The organism is Sphingobacterium sp. MYb388 (genome assembly GCF_037479535.1).
Taxonomy (GTDB): Bacteria; Bacteroidota; Bacteroidia; order Sphingobacteriales; family Sphingobacteriaceae; genus Sphingobacterium; species Sphingobacterium anhuiense.
The window spans coordinates 61,720-79,491 of the sequence record NZ_JBBGYV010000012.1 but is presented as its reverse complement, the minus strand read 5'-3'; the positions used below and the strand labels follow the sequence as shown (position 1 = coordinate 79,491).

Here is a 17,772-nt window from a genome sequence, read left to right as displayed (position 1 = left end):
TTAAGAAGGATTTATTGGAACTTCGAAGAAAAAAGCTTAGTCAAGCTCTAAAATTTTCAAATACTCACAAGCTTTTTCTGCAGCTGTTTTTTCAGCGCTTTTTTTATTGAAATCTTGTCCTAGGCCACAAACTTCACCTTGTACAACTGCTTCAATAGAAAACATTTTATTCGATTCACCAGGAGGATTATCAATTTGATTGAATACAACCTCTTTACCATTATGCTGGCACCATTCGATCAAACGACTTTTAAAATTAGTTTCCGTTTGTTCCAATAAGTGAATATCTACATGTGGTTTAATAATACGGTTTAACAGAAAATTTTTAGTAAACACATACCCTTTGTCCAAATATACGGCACCGATAAGTGCTTCAAAAGCATCACCTAGCAGAGAGCCTTGTTTATTGGGAAAGCTAATCATTCTCGCGTCAAACTGAATAAGCTCATTTAATCCGAGCTTCCGAGAAAGTTGATTAAGATGTACACGACTGACAATTTTAGATCTCATTTCAGTCAAAAAGCCTTCGTCTTTATAAGGGTATTTTTTAAATAGTAGTTCAGCAACCACTGAACCTAAAATAGCATCTCCCAAAAATTCCAATCTTTCGTTGCTATTTTTGGAACCTTCCTTGATCACAACAGCTACAGACTTATGCCTAAAAGCCATTTGATAAAGTCGTATGTTTCCAGGGACAAAACCTAACAGGTTCTTGAGCTTTCTAACATAAGCTTTGTCAGCAGAAAAATATAATTTATAAATCCTTGAAAAAGGCATCTTAGTCTAAAAAAGGGACAACAGGTATAAAGCACCTGTTGTATCCCAATTATTTTAATAACTTAAATAAAGTAATATTAAGCTTTGTATTTCTTCACAACAATAGTTGCGTTATGACCACCAAAACCAAAAGTATTACTCATTGCAGCATTTACAATACGCTTTTGAGCTTTATTAAATGTGAAATTTAATCTGTTATCCAATTCCGGATCATCTGTAAAATGATTAATAGTAGGTGGTACTATATCATTTTGAACAGCTAAAATAGAAGCAATAGTTTCAATCGCACCAGCAGCACCTAAAAGGTGTCCTGTCATTGATTTTGTCGAACTAATGTTCAATTTATAAGCGTGCTCACCAAATAAATCTACAATAGCTTTAGTTTCACTAATATCCCCTACCGGAGTAGAAGTGCCATGCACATTGATATAGTCAATATCTGTGAAATCTAGTTCCGCATCATTAACCGCCATTGTCATCGCAAGTTTAGCACCTAAGCCCTCTGGATGAGAAGCTGTGATGTGATGTGCATCAGCACTCATACCCCCACCCCCAATTTCAGCATAAATTTTAGCACCACGCGCTAATGCGTGTTCTAAACTTTCTAATATGATCGCACCAGACCCTTCACCAGAAACAAAACCATCACGATCCTTATCAAAAGGACGTGAAGCTGTTTTAGGATCATCATTTCTAGTTGACAATGCATGCATTGCATTAAATCCACCGATTCCAGCTTCATTAATAGTTGCCTCAGATCCACCAGTTACGATTACATCAGCTTTACCCATACGGATATAGTTAAAAGCATCAATCATCGCATTGGTTGCCGAAGCACATGCGGAGACAGCCGAAAAGTTAGGTCCACGAAGTCCGTGACGCATAGAAATATGTCCCGGAGCAATATCGACAAGCATTTTTGGAATGAAGAAAGGATTGAAACGTGGTGTTCCATCCCCTTTTGCGAAATTTACAACTTCATCTGTGAAAGTTGTCAATCCCCCAATTCCTGATCCCCAAATAACTCCGATACGATTTGTATCTAAATTTTCAAAAATTAAACCAGCATCCTTAATTGCTTCATCAGATGATGCAATAGCATACTGTACAAAAGGATCTACTTTGCGAGCTTCCTTGCGATCCATAAATTCATGTGGATCAAACCCCTTCACTTCACAAGCGAATTGGGTTTTAAATTTTGACGCATCAAAATGCGTAATGGGAGCAGCACCGCTTACACCATCTAGTAAACTATTCCAATATTCTGAAACGGTATTACCAATTGGTGTAAGTGCGCCTAATCCTGTTACTACTACTCTTTTAAGCTCCATTTATACGATTTGGCCCAATTAAATTAGTTAGTTAACGTTTTTTTCTAAATAAGTGATTGCTTGTCCCACTGTACCAATAGTTTCAGCTTGGTCATCAGGTATTGCAACGTTGAATTCTTTCTCAAATTCCATGATTAACTCTACAGTATCAAGTGAATCTGCACCTAAATCATTAGTGAAAGAAGCTTCTGGTGTTACCTCGTTTTCGTCTACACCTAATTTTTCAACGATAATTGCCTTTACTCTTGAAGCGATATCTGACATGATTTTATAGTTTAATTGTTTAATAAATCTGTGCAAAGAAAAATAAATTTCATCAAATATAAAAATCCATTTGATTTTTAGATTGTCAAATTATTTCCCAACCCGGTACAGCTACACCCTTAACTCGCTATAAACTAACCGTATTCAAGTATAACAATAATTCCTAATATGTACAAACATAGAGGCAATTAATTGAAATTTTACATTAAATTCACAGCATTTGCATCATTTTTTTGTATTTTCGTCAAGAACACAAGCTTAAATTTTCACTTTGAATAACAAAACGATACTAAAATGGGACCTAGAATTTGATGCCGAATTAGACTTCGTCCTTATTGCCATTTCATCTCCTTTAAAAGATTACCGTCTCTGCCATTTTATTAATAAGCTAACGCTCCTAAATTTTGTCAGAGGAAAAGAAGATAAATTTGACCATAATCAAAAGTTAAAGCAAAAAACTTCTGAAGAATTAGAGTATCATATTGTTTTTGACAATGCTAAAAAATCGAAGCAGCACTTTACTACCTTCTGGTATATAAATACCAAATTTCAAACAGAATATTATTTAATCAACAATAAAAGTATCGAAGGTAATTTATTAATACCGGAGCATCCTAATTTCGATTATTTTATAATTATCAAAAATTATATTGATGATGATGACCTGGATCGTATAGTAAAAAATATAAACAAAATACCCGAAGTCGTGTTTGTAAAAGAAATATCACCAAAAATATTGAAATCCAAAGAAAATCTGATATTTTAGCAAACTATTTAATAGTGTACAAGATACACCCCTTAAATCTAAATTATCCTCGTTAGTAAAACGAGTTTTATAATTTCACAAAAAAAATGAAGTTATATAAAAATAAAAATACATAGTAATAAAAAAATTAGAATGGAAAAAGTTCAAAAAAGGACTAAAATTGTTGCAACACTAGGTCCTGCATCTGCTGATAAACAAGTGCTAACAAATATGATTGCTAAAGGTGTAGACGTATGTCGTTTAAACTTTTCACACGGTAGTCAAGAAGATCATTTGAAAGTAATTGAAACCATCAATGCGATCAATGAAGAAACTAATTTTAATGTCGCTATTTTAGCCGATCTACAAGGTCCTAAGATCCGTATCGGAAAAATGAAAGAAGGTGGCGCTATATTAGTAAATGGCTCACAAGTTGAAATCACTACACATGAATTAATCGGTGATGAAGAGAAAATTTACATCACTTATGAAAATTTCCCAAATGATGTTGCTGCTAATGAAATCATCTTATTAGATGATGGCAAATTGCAATTGCGTGTTTTAAACACCAACTATAAAGATACTGTTACTTGTGAGGTTGTACATGGAGGTGTATTAACTTCTCGTAAAGGGGTTAATTTACCAAACACAAAAGTTTCAATTCCTTCTTTAACAGAAGAAGATCTAGATAATTTAAATTTTGCACTTGACCATGGTGCAGATTGGATTGCAATGTCATTTGTACGTTCAGCAGAAGATATTTACCAATGTAAAAAAATCATTGCTGAAAAAGGAAGCCACGCACAAGTAATCGCAAAAATCGAAAAACCCGAGGCTATCGAAAATATTGATGCTATCATCGAAGCAACTGATGCAATTATGGTTGCACGTGGTGATCTAGGTGTTGAAATGCCAATGGAAGAAGTACCAGGTTTACAAAAAATCATCGTTCAAAAATGTCGTGATTTATCAAAACCGGTTATCATTGCAACTCAGATGTTAGAAAGTATGATCACAACTCCACGTGCTACACGTGCTGAAGTTAATGATGTTGCTAACTCGGTTATTGATGGAGCTGATGCAGTGATGTTAAGCGGAGAAACATCTGTAGGTGAATTTCCTGAAATCGTTATCGAAACAATGAGTAAAATCATTATCCACGTGGAACAAACATCATATCCATATTATAATGAGAAAGTTAGTGAGATTAGCGATGGAACTAAAATTCCAGATGCAATTTGTGCGTCTTCGGTATATTTAGCAAAGAAAACAGATGCTGCCGCAATTGCTGTTTTAACATCTTCTGGTGCTACTGCATTTGAAATCGCAAGTTACAGACCGAACGCTGATATCATGGTTTTTACAGGAACTAAAAAATTGTTACGTCAATTAAGTTTATTATGGGGTGTTAAAACCTTTATTTATGACAAATTTGACAGTACAGACGGTTCTATTCATGATGTTAATAAATTTATTGTTAAGAATAACTATATCGCTCCGGGTTCGATTGTGATTAACACTGCATCGACACCGTTAATCGAAAAAGGAAAAACGAACACAATTCGTGTTTCCCAATTGTAATCAGCATAATATTAAAAAAATAGAAAAGCGCTTTTCCATGAATAAATTGGAGAGCGCTTTTTTTGTTGCAATATATTTAGAAGTTATTGTTAAAAATGACATAGTTCCCATATACAAAGCATTTAATAAAAAAAGTAACCTGATTTAAGCCGATATTTACTACAGAATCAATTAGCTAAATTGTCTCAACCATATTCCTAAATTAGTAAATATGTACATTCTCAATCGTTTATTCTTGTACATATTATTTTTTATTAGAGTAGTAAAGATGTTACACAGCAGGACAAAGAACATACCCCTGAAGAGAATATAGAAATTAGCGCATTTTACTTTCGCGTCTCAAACAATCCGTCATTGATTAAAGATCTAAAACCATTAAAAGATGGCGACACCTACTAAGCAACCTTTTCAACTACCGCTGAAAAGGTGCTTATTGATGGACTACAACAACAAAGTGAGATTACTGTCAAGGATTTTAAAAATAAAGTAAAGTTCAGCTTTAAGCTATGCAAATCGGTAAAGATTTAGAGGTACCTTTTTAACAATACTATTATTCCAGTAGGTTTTTTTAACCTTAAATGATGCCTATCAAGGTAGCTATGTTCTTACCCAGCAAATCGAAATTAATGAAAATAGGGTTGATATCGGGAATGATGGACACCTACTTGAACTAGACACTTATTGATAATTTAGGCAATTAAACAACCTTCTTCATTCCGGATTGTCCACTAAGTATTATTTAACTCTAGAGTGAGCCAAAAGAAAATCTAAATTATCTATAAATCCACCATTTTCTAATTTATACCCAACCTACAGTTAGATATAAATTAGAATGTCAAAACAAGTACAAAATAAATGCTCAAAATCATTAGATAAAATTTATAATAAAAAATACCAAGGCAAGGAATTTTAAAAAATAAATCATTATATTTCATAATATTTACAGCCAATTAAATAATATAGAAAAAAATGCTACCAACTCTTAACCACAACATTGATTTTAAAAAGGCTAGCTTTAAGGAATTTGAAAATATTCCAAACTATGACATGGTCCAATCAGCTACTGCTTTTCAGGAATTTACTGATTACATGAGCGAAAATGATCATATGAATTTTCGGTTCGTTACCAAAGGGTGTGGACCAGTCGTTCAAGTGAAAACATCCTTCATGAAAAATTCAAAGGAATGTATCAGTTTAGTCTCAAATGACTACCTAAATTTCACCCAGCATCCGAAAGTGAAGCAAGCAGCAATTGAAGGTATAATGAAATATGGAACAGGGGCAGGTGCATCTCCTCTTATTGGAGGCCATCATGAATATCATGTTCAACTTGAAGATAAACTATCTGATTTTTTCAATAGACCAACAGGCTCCTCAATTGTCTATACAACAGGATATACAGCAAACACAGCAACGCTACAATCATTACTAAAAGAAGAAGATTGTGCTATTGTTGATATGGAAGTACACGCTAGTGTTTACGAAGGTTTAAATAGCACAAACACAAAACGTTTTCCTCACAATAGTATGATTCATTTGGAAAGAGCTTTGGTTGATGCTCAAAACAAATTCAGGACAAAACTGGTCATCATTGATGGTGTTTACTCACAAAATGGAGATCTTGCGAAAATGGATGAAATATATGATCTCTGTGAAAAATATGGTGCTTATTTAATGGTAGATGATGCACATGGCATCGGTGTAATAGGTGAAAAAGGACGAGGATGCATTGAAGTTTATAATTTATTAAATAAAGTTCACATCATTTCTGGCACTTTAAGCAAAGCATTTGGACATATTGGCGGTTTTATTGTGTCAACTCCAGAAATTATAAATTATTTACGCTATCAAGCTAGGCAACAAGTATTTTCTTCAACATCATCACCCGCCGCCAATGGCTTAATTAAAGCGATCGCACTCATTGATGAAGAACCACAATGGAGAACCAAATTAGCAGAAAATATTGCTTATTTTAAAAACGGACTTCTTTCACTGAACTTAAATATAGGCACAACACAGTCTCCAATAATTCCTGTGAAGATTGGGGATCCACACAAAACTGCGCAAGTAGCACGAATGCTACTAGAGGCCGGTGTATATGCAAATTGCATTGTTTATCCTGGTGTTTCTAAAAAAGATGCACGCATCAGAACCAGCTTAATGGCTACACATAGCAAGGAGCATTTAGACCATGTTTTAAATGCTTTTGAACATATTGGCAAAAAAATTGATCTTACTAAGACAAGATAAAAGCATCTAATTGAAAGAAAGCAATATATTTAATTAACTTTGATCCTAAAGTTTAACTAAATATATTACGGCAGTGTCTAACTAAATATATTACTTCAATGGCCAGAAAAACGTATCAAGGAGAAAAGAACGATAAAAGTAGAACGATGACCAAACTTATCCAAGCAGTGGGTGCAGTTTTGGAAAAAAAAGGATATACAGGACTTTCAATCGCGAATATTGCCAGTACTGCTGGAGTAGACAGAAAATTAATCTCAGTATACTTTGGAAGTGTTGACAATCTTATCGAAACATATATAAAAGGTAAGGACTACTGGGTAGAAGCAACCATTGCTGCTGAGGAAACACTTGCAAAAGCTTCAGGTACTAGCTCTCGCCTTTTCCTTGAAAACTTATTACTGGAGCAAATTGATCAATTCACATTGAATGAAGAAATGCAAAAAGTAGTACTTTGGCAGATCAGTGAAAAATCTGATATTATGTCCCATGTAACGCAGACTAGAGAGAAGATGAGTGCCCTGTTTTTCCCATATTCTGATAAAGAACTCGCTGGAAAAGATGTTGATCTTAGAGCCGTCTCTAGTTTACTAGTAGCTGGTATATATTATCTTGTATTGCATACAAAAACAACAGATAGTACCTTTTGTGAGATAAACTTAACAACAGAAGAAGGAATAAATCGAATTAAAGATGCTGTTAAATTCATTTTAAAACAGACTTACGGGGTAAAGTAACGTCAATAGCTTAGTTGTTATTGACCTATTTTTATTTTCTAAATGTTAATTAAAACACAGTTTTTTACATCTAATAAGGAATATCGTAAAACTTAGTATTCCCTTTGCCACCATAACGATGATAAATATTATGGCTTTCAAAGAACAATAGCATTTAAAAGGTTGTATAATAAATAAACCTCTTGTACAGCAAAATATGATAAGTACAATTACTGAGCATAATTAAATTTTAGATGCTGATTCTCAAGATTTACTGAAATTCCTTTACTTCAAAATCTAAGGAATAGCCAATATATAGCAATTAGCGACTAATTAATTGTTGTTGTTTGCCCATTGCCTTATATGAACCTATATTTTTAACTAAAAACCAAGTAAAATAAAGCTCCGTCAAAATTTAAGCAACAATAAAATATGGTTTAATTATCTTCATTTAGCTTTATATCCATTACGTTTGAGTGGAGAGTCATGACGATGCATCAGGCTATCGGGTAAAAACTCTAATTTATATAAAGGTTGAACAGGCTTATTCTCAAGTTTAGAATTGCCACTGTCTCCTAAAGGGATAGCATTCTTAAAAGAATTTGGTATCGGAGCTGCATCGTCAATGTCAGTTTTTTTGTGTTGCATATGATAATGAACATTTGGATCTGTCGGAATCTTTAACACCGGAGTATTAGACTTGTAGCGACTTCCTCTCATATTCAAATCTGCACCCTCCCTATCTATTGGCAGACTATTCGATTTTACTACATTAAAACGTTCATCCGAATTGGGCTCCAATTTTAAATCAAAATTTTTCGATCCGTATTTATTACCCTCTGTACCAAACTTAGCACTTGATGTATCTCTGGATACACTATATGCATGTGTTGCAAAAAATGAAATACAGAAACAAACTAAACTTAATATCTTTTTCATATCGAGTATTTTTATAAAATATTTATCTAAAATAAAGCTTAATCCTTCATAATGAAACATTAAGCTTGTTAAACATTGTTAAAAGCAATTAAATCAAATAAAGCATCCCTATATTTGTAACAAATGAAGAAAAGTAGCATAGTTTTAATTATTAGCTTGATGACCCTAGCATTACTGGGAGTGGCAGCTATGCAATTTTATTTTATCAGAGAATCCTATCGTCAAAAATCACAATTGTTTGACGAATCGGTCAATGCTTCCTTAACGGCAGTCGCAGGTAAAATAGAACGTCGGGAGGTAATTGATTTTGCAAAAGTGCAACAGCAAACCAATATCAAAAAATATCAATTTGAGCAGGAGAAGCAAAGGCATCTTGCTGAACAATTGAAAATGCAAAGAGATCTGGAAAACTTAAGAGCTGATCAATATGCCATAAAAGAAAAATTTAAAGAAGCTGAAGATCAACTAAAAGAAACATTTCCTAGTGTTGTATCTATTGAAAATTCATTTTATGAGACTTACATCAATAGAAAAAGTAAAGAAAATGTATTAAGCATTGACGTCATCAAATACAACAGTCCTGATCATGTCATAAAAGAATATGTAGAAATTGGAGCAACCAAATTTCTACCAAAAGAAAATGCAAAAGATGATAGTGCAAGATTCGTTATACCAACAATAGATCCTATCTTAAAGCAAGCAATTGAGTATAAAATTGCGACTTTACCTCCAAGATTCAATAAACAGATTGCTAAGAAAATAGTAGATCTTGAAAATAAGTTGGAAAATATGAGCGGTCAGAATTTGATTGGAACTGGTAAAAATGTATTTGATACTATCGCAGCTATTGGCGGGAAAAGAAGCGGTCTTATTGAAGATGTTGCTATTGGAATGGAGCTATCCAAACGCCCATTTAGAGAGCGCTTAAATATTAATCTCATTCAAAACTTATTAAAAGAGGAACTTGCAGAAAGAGATATCAATTATCCTTTTAATATTGAAGTTCGCGATAGCAGTAATATCGTTTTCAGTGTACAAACCATCGATAATATTATTAAACCAAATAAAATAACTCGTTATTCAACAGCTCTATTTAAAGGAGATATTGGTTCTCCTCCAGGAAGATTAAGCGTTTATTTTCCTAGAAAAAGTACTATCATTGTTGATAATATGAGTTATCTATTGCTCCCTACAATAGCTTTGCTTTTCCTATTAATTGGCTGTTTTGCATATACCCTATTAATCATATTCAAACAGAAAAAAGTTTCAGAGATGAAAACTGATTTTATCAACAATATGACGCACGAATTTAAAACACCTGTTGCTACAATTATGATAGCTAGTGAATCCTTGCGAGATCCAGAGATCATATCTGATGAGCGTAGAGTAAAGCGTCTTGCAAATATTATATATGATGAAAATGTGAGATTAGGTAACCATATCGAACGAGTATTAGATATTGCCCGTCTGGAAAAAGAAACATTAAAGTTAGAAAAAACACCTATTCACATTAATGATCTGCTTTCAGCAGTATTAGACAGCATGCAACTTCAAATACAAAAAGTAGGTGGCAAATTTGAACATCACTTTGATGCACAAAATGATATTGTAGTAGGAGATGAACTTCATTTGTCAAATGTATTTTTCAACTTGGTAGATAATGCTATAAAATACAGTAAAGATAATCCACACATAATTGTGAAAACCAAAAATACAAAAGAAAGTATTCAAATTACAATTATTGATAATGGGATTGGAATGGCAAAAGATCATTTATTAAAAATATTTGATCAATTTTATCGCATTCCTACAGGAAATGTCCACAACGTAAAAGGTTTTGGATTGGGACTATCATATGTTTATGATATTATTAAAAGAATGAATGGTAAAATTCAAGTAAAAAGCGATAAAGATAAGGGAACGCAGTTTGACATTCTATTACCCATAAAAAATTAAATTTAAAACGATATTAATTTCGTATATTATCATCAATATTCGAACAAAACCATAAGAATATGCAGAAGATACTATTAGCAGAAGACGATCCAAACTTAGGAGATTTATTAAAAGATTATTTAGAGCTTAAAGGGAAATTTGATGTCACCTTATGTACAGATGGTGAAGAAGCTGTCAATCAATTTCGCAAGAGCAGTTATGATCTTTGCATTTTAGACGTCATGATGCCCAAGAAAGATGGCTTTACAGTAGGCCGAGAAATCAGGAAAATAAATACAACAACCCCCATCATATTTGCTACTGCAAAAGGTATGATGGAAGATAAAACAGAAGCATTTGAACTTGGTGGCGATGATTATATCACAAAACCATTTCGAGTGGAAGAATTACTCCTTCGCATAAATGCATTGCTTAAGCGTGTTGTAAGAGAGAAAGATGATCAGGTTGTAAGCGATAAATTTGAGATTGGAGAGTACTTCTTCGATTATACAAGTCAACAAATTGCGCATAAAGGTGTGCAACAAAAACTATCAACGAAAGAAGCGGAATTATTACGTCTACTTTGTCTAAAAAAGAATGATGTACTGACTCGAGAAGAAGCCCTTTTAAAAATTTGGCATGATGACAATTACTTTACAGGCCGGAGTATGGACGTTTTCTTAAGCAAATTGAGAAAATACCTACGAGATGATCCCAAAGTTGAAATTGTCAATGTACATGGAAAAGGCTATAAATTATTGGTTAGCTAATACACAATTACTAGAATAATAAAGAGATGTTAAAAACATCTCTTTTTGTTTATCTTGCAACAATGAAACTATCGATTCCATTTTTTTTAATCCTTTCAATCTTTTGCTCTTCTACATCGCTTTATGCGCAAAAAGATACTTTACAAAATGATAATCAAGATTTTGAAACCAATGCTAAGCCAATAAATTATAAGCAATTAATAGTTCCTGCGGCTTTAATGACTTACGGAGTAATCTCATTAAATAGCCCATACCTCAAACATAAGGATCAACAAATAAACAATTCAATTAATAATGATCCGTCCAAAACCTTTAAACTTGATAATGTTAGTGTTTTCATTCCTTCTGCAGCGGTCTTTGGGCTTGACTTACTCGGAATACCAAGTAAGCACAATTTAAAACAACGCTTAGTGGTAAGTTCGATTGCCCATGCAATCACCTTATCAGCAGTATATACCATAAAAAAAACGACACCTACTTGGAGACCCGATCGCGCAGATCAAGAATCTTTTCCTTCAGGACATACTGCTGTACCTTTTACCGGTGCAGAAATTCTATGGCAAGAATATAAAGATCAATCCATTTGGTATGGTATTGCAGGCTATACAATTGCGGCGGGAACAGGTTACCTGAGAATGTATAATCATAAACATTGGTTTTCTGACGTCGCCATGGGAGCTGGTATTGGTATTATGGGAACAAAAATTGCATACTGGCTCTTACCATTATTTGATAAACACTTGCAATCAAAAAAAACAAGTTACCTAACGATGGCAATACCATTTTACAATGGAAAACAAATTGGTTTGTCTGCTAATTTCCAATTTTAAACCTTGGTTTATTATCATTTTTATATAAAAGTTACAAAATATTTGTTTTTATAAAACTAATTCCGATATTTACAGCGCTTATAGAGAAAGGCAGAGGGAATAGACCCAATGAAGCCTTAGCAACCTGTCGATTGACAAGGTGCTACATTCTACCCCATCAAAAAGTGGGAATGATAAGCTAGACACAAAATATATCTTGTGCCCTCCTCTCTAAAAGCAATCAAAAAATTTAGTAAATAGATTCAAGAATTTTTGATCGTTTTTTATTTCGAATAAAAAAATCCTTCTAATTTCTTGCTTCGTTAAGGTTGAACAAATAAAATAATTTTATATTTATGTTACTAACGAACAACTTAGGTTACCCACGTGTAGGTGCCTTCCGCGAGTTGAAAAAGGCCAATGAAGCATATTGGGCTAAAAAAATCAGCGCGCAAGAATTATTGCAGGCTGGACTGAAAATCCGTGAAGGCAACTGGAAAACTCAAAAAGATGCTGGCATCGATTTGATTCCTTCCAATGATTTTTCATTTTATGACCAAGTTTTAGACTTGACATTAACTGTAGGTGCAATCCCTGCACAATATCAATCACTTTTAAATAACGAAGATAAAGGATACAATTTGGACCTTTACTTTGCAATGGCGCGTGGTTTCCAGCAAGATGGCGTTGACGTAACGGCAATGGAAATGACAAAATGGTTTGATACCAACTACCATTACATCGTACCTGAATTCGTGAAAAATCAAGAATTCAAATTGACTTCAGAGAAATTCTTAAATGAATATAATGAAGCAAAATCTTTAGGTATTGAAACGAAGCCTGTGTTAATTGGCCCGATCTCATACTTATTATTAGGTAAAGAAAAAGAATCTGGTTTCAACCGTATCGATTTAATCGATAAGTTGGTTCCTGTATATGAAGAAATCTTAACTAAATTGGCTACCGCTGGTGCAAAATATGTACAAATTGATGAGCCATTTTTAGCTTTAGATATTGATGATGCAACACGTGCTCTATACACTCGTGTATTTACTAAATTAGCTGCTGCTGCTAAAGACATCAAAATTATTGTAACGACTTATTTCGAGGCTTTACGTGACAACGAAGAAACAGCTCTAAACTTACCAGTTTACGCAGTTCATGTTGATTTAGTAAGAGGTGAAAACCAACTCGACACTATATTAGCCAAAGTTCCGGCTTCATTAACACTTTCTTTGGGTGTAGTTGAAGGTCGCAACATTTGGAAAAATGATTACGTAAAATCTTTAGCACAAATCAAAAAAGCTGTTGATGCTTTAGGCAAAGACCGTGTATTAGTAGGACCTTCGAGTTCATTATTACACGTACCTTTCGATTTAGACAATGAAGATAATGAAGAGTCATTGCCTAAAGAAGTTAAAAATTGGTTGGCATTTGCTAAGCAAAAATTAGCAGAGGTAAAAGATTTAGCGATCTTAGCTGAAGGCGAAGTAGATGCAAAAACCGCTGAGCGTTTCGAAGCCAATAAGGCTGCTGCGGAAGACCGTCGTACATCTTCTTTAATCCACAAGCCTGAAGTTAAAGAACGTACAGCAAATATCACTGATGATGATGCTAAACGTACATCTACTTTCTTAGCTCGTAAAGAAGCACAACAAGCGAAATTTAATCTTCCAGCATTTCCAACAACGACAATTGGTTCATTCCCACAAACTAAAGATGTTCGTAAATGGAGAGCTGATTTGAAAAAAGGCGCAATTTCTCAAGAACAATACGATAAAGAAATCGCAGAAGAGACAGAAAGAACAATCCGTCTTCAGGAGCAATTGGATATCGATGTATTAGTTCATGGTGAATTCGAACGTAATGACATGGTTGAGTACTTCGGAGAGCAATTAGCAGGTTATGCCTTCACTAAAAACGGATGGGTTCAGTCATATGGTTCACGTTGTGTAAAACCTCCAGTTATTTATGGTGATGTTTACCGTCCTGCTGATATGACCGTACGTTGGTCTTCATACGCTCAAACCCTGACAAACCGTCCAGTAAAAGGAATGTTAACGGGGCCGGTTACGATCTTACAATGGTCATTCGTACGTAACGATCAACCACGCTCTACAACAACTTACCAAATTGCATTAGCGATTTTAGATGAAGTACAAGCTTTAGAAAAAGCAGGTATTAAAATTATCCAAATCGATGAACCTGCAATTCGTGAAGGTCTGCCATTACGTAAAGCTGATCACCAACAATATTTAGATTGGGCTGTACGTTCATTCCGAGTTTCATCTTCGAATGTAGATGACGATACACAGATTCACACCCATATGTGTTACTCTGAGTTCAACGATATCATTGAAGATATTGCTGCAATGGATGCTGATGTAATTACTATCGAGACTTCACGTTCGCAAATGGAATTATTAGATGCATTTGCTGCAGATTTTAAATATCCAAACGATATTGGACCAGGTGTATATGACATTCACTCTCCTCGTGTTCCGAGTACAGAAGAGATGGTTGAATTATTACGTAAAGCAAAAGCGGTAGTTCCAGCTGAACAACTTTGGGTAAATCCTGACTGTGGTTTAAAAACACGTGCTTGGCCAGAGACTAAAGCTGCCTTAGAAGCTATGGTTGAAGCTGCTAAAATCTTGCGAGCTGAATAAGTTTAGATTTTTAGAATTATAAATATAAAAGATCCTGAAGTTAAATCACTTCAGGATCTTTTTTTTGTAAAAAAATAATAGTTTCTATTTAATACTTTAATATAGAAAGTTTAAATTTACCCTAATCAAAAAAGTGTATATCATGAAAACTTTCACTTGTCTTTTATACTTTCTGTTTTTTGTATCAATCTATACCTTTGCACAAGAGGGCTATCCCACTCCACCATTCAAATCAAACACTCTTTTTTATATACAACATAGCGAAGGTCATAACACCTATGTTTATGAAGCAAATATGAGTGATAAACAGCATTTCAATAACAAGAATCCTATCAATAACTATCGGATTTTATATGATAAAGGAGGAGAAATTAAACCTTTAACTGGTATCCAACAAAAATTTGCCTACGGTATTATAACAAAAGAACTAGGCAATAATACATTTGAGTTTGAGATTGTGTCTTACAAAAATCAACCCTTATATCTCAAGATGGATAAAGCAGGAAAGCCTTATGTGGAAACCACATTAAATGGTCACAAATTTAATCTCCATCGTATTTTCATCAAACAAAAAGAGGGAACTTCAGGCTTAGGGACGCAAGTTGAATATCTCATATTTTACGGCACAGACCACAGGGGTACCAAAGTACGAGAGAAATTGATACCATAGTTGACATTAGGCGCCAATCCCATTGCCTACTGTCATATTCAACTCTTTAATGCATTAGATTTTTTATTTAATTAGTTTACATCATTTGATTGAAAAAGAAAATGAGGCGTTTATTTGACGTTGTTGCATCATAATATTTAAACGTATACCCTTCTTTAATTCAGGGGAAGGATATACGTGTTATTCATCTCATCTCAGAAACAATCTATTGAGTTTATCCTCAATTAGAAAGAATAAACTGTCAATTAGTTATTTTTTGCTTTTACGTCCTATTTTCCGTTTTCCTTTTATTCGATCTTCAACGTCTTTGATCGTGGACAACATCTCACTATCTAAATTTTCCAATCTAACCAAATTTAATACTTTTAAGGCTTTTTTAAATTTTTTAAGTTTTTCCAATATAAGTACCCTTTTTAATAAAAATAAAGAAGATGAAACTCCGGGTATTGTTAAAGCAAACTCAATTGTTTTTTCTGCCTCTTCATATGCATTGGTATCAATCAAGGTTTGTATATAAGGTTGATAAATTTCCAAAGCATATAAATTATGTACTAACGCTTCTTGAAAATATTTCTTTGCTTGTTCAAAATCAAACAACTGTTCCGCATGAAGTCTCCCCATCAGACATAGTGCCATCGTATTTGAATCATCATAAGACAAGGCGTATGACAAAGATTCTAACGTATTTTCTAGGTAATATGGATAACTATCCAATGCCTGTAACACATATTTATTCATAAAATATATTGCATCAATTCTCAAAAGATCCTTAAATAAGCGATGTCTATTTAAGGATCAATAATTAAATAAAAGATTATCTTAAATACCTCGACTCACGAAATACCAAAGAAATCATTAATTGCTCGAACATTGTCGAGACCAAAATAAAGTCAAAAGAGGAGTAACTACGAGAAAAAAGTATTCTGAAGAATATACCCAAGATCCTTCTTTTGGATTGAAGTAGGGTTATTTAATATAGCAAACATATTCTTCTATTATTAATTGTGAATACCTAATTGATTTTGCAAATATTTAAAACAAAATTGAAATTTCAAAATAAATTTATCAAAAACTATTTAGGTATACGTTTCACGATCAACAGCAAATTATTTTCCAGAACCAAATAGCCATACTCATAAATAAAATAGTAGGTCTGTCCTTTAGCATTGATGAAATTATGAGTATGATATTTTAAATCAAAGCCTTGCAGCAACATCTTTTCCTTGCTTATCTTGAGTATCCCTTCATCTCCCAGAACTTCTTGTAGAATACGCCTGTTCTTACGCAATGTATGATTGATCTTTCTGATCAAGTTCGTTTGATCACTATTCTGTTTATAGTTATAACTATTGCGACAGGCATCATCACAAAATCTTTTATCAGAGCGTCCCCTTATTGACTTTTTACAATCTAGACATTTTTTTAAATTAATTTCTTCTTCCATAAATCATAAAATAAACGACAACAAACGCTTACAAACGGTTATAGTCGATTACAAACGTTTATTAACCGATTAAAATCTCAATTACTTTTCACTTTTGTTTCTGTTTCCTAAGCATAATTCGAAAGGATGCATTTATTGAAGTTAAACAATTTTACAAACATTTAAAAGCAAAGTTATGAGCAGATTAAAAAACAGAATTCAATTGATTGGACACTTAGGTTCTGATCCCGTGGTAAAAATTAGCACAAGCGGAACTAAAGTATCAACCTTACGTTTAGCTACCAAAGATCTATTTAAAAACAAAGCTGGTGAATGGGTTGATGAAACCCAGTGGCATACTTTAGTGATCTGGGGCAACCTTAATACTACTGTAGAAAAATATTGTCTAAGAGGTTCAGAGTTACTAGTAGAGGGAAAACTTACCTACCGCGAATACGAAGATAATAATGGAAATAACAAGACAATTACAGAAATCAAAGTCGACAGTTTAATTGTTATGAATAAATCTAAATTAAGGAAACGAAATGAAGAAATTTCTAGTCAAGAAATTACAGAAGAAGACTTACCATTTTAATTAAATAGTAGTAAAAACAAACATTTCAATCCAGATGATTGTTTCTTATTTAAACTCAATATCATATGAAAAGAATATTTCCAATATCATTAATCGTGTTAACTTGCCTTTCTTTATCGAGCTGTTCGGTCATTGAAGGTATTTTCAAAGCAGGAGTTTGGTCAGGTATAATCATCGTTGTGGTCGTTGTTGCTTTAGTAATATGGCTACTAGCTAAACTTTTTGGTGGAGGTAGTAAAAACTAACATAACTTACAAGATATGCCTAAAAATATTTTAGGCATATTTTTTTAATTATATCT

General features: G+C 33.4%; 17 protein-coding genes and 1 riboswitch. Of the genes, 11 read left to right on the top strand and 6 right to left on the bottom strand.

Features of this window, described 5'->3' with window-relative positions:
* Nucleotides 1-36: 36 nt before the first annotated feature.
* The 3 genes from rnc to WH188_RS24655 form a co-directional block, all read right to left on the bottom strand.
* Nucleotides 37-777 carry a ribonuclease III gene (rnc, locus tag WH188_RS24665; RefSeq protein WP_132771553.1) on the bottom strand — a complete coding sequence of 247 codons (741 nt, stop codon included), beginning with the start codon at nucleotides 775-777 and terminating at the stop codon, nucleotides 37-39.
* A gap of 77 nt (nucleotides 778-854) precedes the next feature.
* Complete coding sequence (gene fabF, locus WH188_RS24660; RefSeq protein ID WP_021192393.1) at nucleotides 855-2,108, bottom strand: beta-ketoacyl-ACP synthase II; 1,254 nt, start codon at nucleotides 2,106-2,108, stop codon at nucleotides 855-857.
* Nucleotides 2,109-2,135: 27 nt separating this feature from the next.
* On the bottom strand, nucleotides 2,136-2,372 hold the full coding sequence (locus WH188_RS24655) for an acyl carrier protein (protein ID WP_021192392.1): 237 nt from the start codon (nucleotides 2,370-2,372) through the stop codon (nucleotides 2,136-2,138).
* A gap of 271 nt (nucleotides 2,373-2,643) precedes the next feature.
* On the opposite strand from WH188_RS24655, the gene WH188_RS24650 reads away from it, so the two are divergent.
* The 4 genes from WH188_RS24650 (at nucleotide 2,644) to WH188_RS24635 (ending at nucleotide 7,682) form a co-directional block, all read left to right on the top strand.
* Nucleotides 2,644-3,138: an IPExxxVDY family protein gene (locus WH188_RS24650; RefSeq protein WP_132771554.1), complete on the top strand. Its 495-nt coding sequence runs from the start codon at nucleotides 2,644-2,646 to the stop codon at nucleotides 3,136-3,138.
* 132 nt (nucleotides 3,139-3,270) lie between these two features.
* On the top strand, nucleotides 3,271-4,698 hold the full coding sequence (gene pyk, locus WH188_RS24645) for a pyruvate kinase (protein ID WP_021192390.1): 1,428 nt from the start codon (nucleotides 3,271-3,273) through the stop codon (nucleotides 4,696-4,698).
* A 969-nt stretch (nucleotides 4,699-5,667) separates the two neighbouring features.
* Nucleotides 5,668-6,948, top strand: coding sequence for an aminotransferase class I/II-fold pyridoxal phosphate-dependent enzyme (locus WH188_RS24640; RefSeq protein ID WP_168127900.1), 1,281 nt, complete (start codon nucleotides 5,668-5,670; stop codon nucleotides 6,946-6,948).
* A 98-nt stretch (nucleotides 6,949-7,046) separates the two neighbouring features.
* On the top strand, nucleotides 7,047-7,682 hold the full coding sequence (locus WH188_RS24635) for a TetR/AcrR family transcriptional regulator (RefSeq protein ID WP_132771557.1): 636 nt from the start codon (nucleotides 7,047-7,049) through the stop codon (nucleotides 7,680-7,682).
* Nucleotides 7,683-8,108: 426 nt separating this feature from the next.
* Here WH188_RS24635 and WH188_RS24630 read toward each other — a convergent pair whose 3' ends face one another.
* Entirely contained in the window at nucleotides 8,109-8,600 is a 492-nt protein-coding gene (locus WH188_RS24630; RefSeq protein WP_132771558.1) for a hypothetical protein, read from the bottom strand.
* A 123-nt stretch (nucleotides 8,601-8,723) separates the two neighbouring features.
* Here WH188_RS24630 and WH188_RS24625 point away from each other — a divergent pair, with 123 nt between their 5' ends.
* The 5 genes from WH188_RS24625 (at nucleotide 8,724) to WH188_RS24605 (ending at nucleotide 15,453) form a co-directional block, all read left to right on the top strand.
* On the top strand, nucleotides 8,724-10,556 hold the full coding sequence (locus WH188_RS24625) for a sensor histidine kinase (protein WP_132771559.1): 1,833 nt from the start codon (nucleotides 8,724-8,726) through the stop codon (nucleotides 10,554-10,556).
* A 59-nt stretch (nucleotides 10,557-10,615) separates the two neighbouring features.
* Nucleotides 10,616-11,305 (top strand): response regulator transcription factor, encoded by a 690-nt coding sequence (locus WH188_RS24620; protein WP_021192386.1) that lies wholly within the window; start codon nucleotides 10,616-10,618, stop codon nucleotides 11,303-11,305.
* Nucleotides 11,306-11,367: 62 nt separating this feature from the next.
* The gene (locus WH188_RS24615) at nucleotides 11,368-12,135 is read left to right on the top strand and encodes a phosphatase PAP2 family protein (protein WP_132771800.1); all 768 of its coding nucleotides are present in this window, start codon (nucleotides 11,368-11,370) and stop codon (nucleotides 12,133-12,135) included.
* Between the two features lie 75 nt (nucleotides 12,136-12,210).
* Nucleotides 12,211-12,315, top strand: a riboswitch (SAM riboswitch).
* A 155-nt stretch (nucleotides 12,316-12,470) separates the two neighbouring features.
* Nucleotides 12,471-14,783 carry a 5-methyltetrahydropteroyltriglutamate--homocysteine S-methyltransferase gene (gene metE, locus WH188_RS24610; protein WP_132771560.1) on the top strand — a complete coding sequence of 771 codons (2,313 nt, stop codon included), beginning with the start codon at nucleotides 12,471-12,473 and terminating at the stop codon, nucleotides 14,781-14,783.
* 142 nt (nucleotides 14,784-14,925) lie between these two features.
* Nucleotides 14,926-15,453, top strand: a complete 528-nt coding sequence (locus WH188_RS24605) for a DUF4833 domain-containing protein (RefSeq protein ID WP_021192384.1) — start codon at nucleotides 14,926-14,928, stop codon at nucleotides 15,451-15,453.
* A gap of 249 nt (nucleotides 15,454-15,702) precedes the next feature.
* On the opposite strand, the gene WH188_RS24600 is transcribed toward WH188_RS24605, so the two are convergent.
* Nucleotides 15,703-16,191 (bottom strand): hypothetical protein, encoded by a 489-nt coding sequence (locus tag WH188_RS24600; protein WP_021192383.1) that lies wholly within the window; start codon nucleotides 16,189-16,191, stop codon nucleotides 15,703-15,705.
* 334 nt (nucleotides 16,192-16,525) lie between these two features.
* Entirely contained in the window at nucleotides 16,526-16,897 is a 372-nt protein-coding gene (locus tag WH188_RS24595) for a hypothetical protein (protein ID WP_021192382.1), read from the bottom strand.
* Between the two features lie 175 nt (nucleotides 16,898-17,072).
* On the opposite strand from WH188_RS24595, the gene WH188_RS24590 reads away from it, so the two are divergent.
* Nucleotides 17,073-17,471, top strand: a complete 399-nt coding sequence (locus tag WH188_RS24590) for a single-stranded DNA-binding protein (RefSeq protein ID WP_132771561.1) — start codon at nucleotides 17,073-17,075, stop codon at nucleotides 17,469-17,471.
* Between the two features lie 65 nt (nucleotides 17,472-17,536).
* On the top strand, nucleotides 17,537-17,716 hold the full coding sequence (locus WH188_RS24585; protein WP_084825378.1) for a hypothetical protein: 180 nt from the start codon (nucleotides 17,537-17,539) through the stop codon (nucleotides 17,714-17,716).
* The last annotated feature ends 56 nt before the right edge of the window (nucleotides 17,717-17,772 follow it).